A 1,570-nucleotide genomic window follows, 5' to 3' on the forward strand; every position below is an offset into this window, starting at 1 on the left:
TTTCCTGTTACAATCCAAATAAAATTGGATCAAAGTTTTCGGTTAAATTTGTTTTTATCTTATTTACAGCGTATTGCATTTCTTGGTGAACTTCTCGGCCAAAGGTCAAGGCACGAGAGCCTCCGCCGGCCTTTGATCGAGCCGGTGCGGAGGCACATCGTGCTTAACACCTTTGGCTCTCTCGAAAGCCGAGATTTCAGAACCCGAAAAAATCCTTCGATAAACAGATTTTCCTTAGCGGTCAGCTCTCTGCCGCATATCCCTTATTAGTTTACAAAGGCCAGAGGAGCAGATTATTTTAAGCGGACGTTAACGCCGCAACAACTATGTAGTATTCTCTCTGGGAAAATCCGTTTACCGGAAGGGTTTCTCTATGACACGATACTATTGACATATTCGGTCTGATGTTTCAGCACAAAGAATAGACGGTTTACCAGTTTGCGGGCGACCTTTACGATAGCTTTGCTCTTGGGCATCCGTTTGCATTGTTCCGTATAGAACAGGTTCATCGCAGGGTCTTGACGTACCGCCACCCATGCCGCTTCTATCAGGTTACAGCGCATAACGGCGTGTTTTCGTATGGTAATATCCCCCGTCCCATCTTTCTCTCCGCTGGAGTGGCACATCGGGATCATTCCGATATAGGCAGCCAGTTGTTCGGCATTGCGGAAGCGGGTTATGTCGCATATCTCGGAGAGGAACGCCATTCCCGTAGCCTGCCCGAACCCCGGAACGCTCATAATCAACCGCAGCGGTTCGCGGAATCGATCCGTCTTGGCCAATGTCCGTAAAGCCCGTGTCATCTCCAGTTTCTGACGGCGTAACTCTTCCAGATGCCGGATATGAATGTCGAGGGCCTGACGGCCGCTCGGGGTGAGCGTCTCTATCTCCTTCAACCAGGCGAAAAAGCGCTTCGACCAGTTGGAAAACGGAGTGAGAAACTCCTGCGGAATCTCGATGCCTAAATACCGAAGTTGAGACTTGAGCCGATTCTTCTGACGGGTCGTGTCTTTGGTTATCGAGTTCTTCAATCTTATCAAGGAACGCATCTCCAACGATACGCTGTCCGGCGTATAAATGCCTTTCAGCTCGTTGGCTCTTAAACTCCGCGCCAGCTTACCGCTGTCCACGGTGTCGGTCTTACGCAGCTTTTCGCTGCTCTTGGTCGGCACGTCGGCCGGATTGACCACGATGTTGTCGATCCCTAAGGCCGTCAGACGCTCGTGTATCCAAAATCCGCAGAAGCCCGCTTCGTACACCGAGTGATACTCGGCGCCCGGATAACTCCGAGTTAAAAATCCGTACAACGCTTCTGGGCTCGGATGCTGGCTAAACTTCTTCAATACGGAGGTTTCGGACAAGACCGTAACCGACCAACTCTTCAAATGGACGTCGATTCCTACATAAATCTTTTGTCCTCTGAAACTAATTTTGTTTCTTTGCTCTCTCATGGCTATCGTCGTTTTAGTTAGTAAAGGTTTTGCAGCTTTAATCTAACCAAAATCTCGATAGCTTTTTCATTTATCCGCTATCATCGCGGCTTACCCTGATTGTAAACATAGGGATTATT

General features: G+C 48.9%; 1 protein-coding gene. It reads right to left on the reverse strand.

Features of this window, described 5'->3' with window-relative positions; genetic code table 11:
* Positions 1-371: 371 nt before the first annotated feature.
* Positions 372-1,451, reverse strand: a complete 1,080-nt coding sequence (locus KB554_RS13190) for an IS110 family transposase (protein WP_004293627.1) — start codon at positions 1,449-1,451, stop codon at positions 372-374.
* Between the last annotated feature and the right edge of the window lie 119 nt (positions 1,452-1,570).

The organism is Alistipes sp. Marseille-P2263, assembly GCF_018101075.1.
Classification (GTDB): Bacteria; Bacteroidota; Bacteroidia; order Bacteroidales; family Rikenellaceae; genus Alistipes; species Alistipes dispar.

Coding starts and splice junctions, on each gene's coding strand:
- KB554_RS13190 (WP_004293627.1), bottom strand. CDS start 1,451: ATGAGAGAGCAAAGAAACAAAATTAGTTTCAGAGGACAAAAGATTTAT.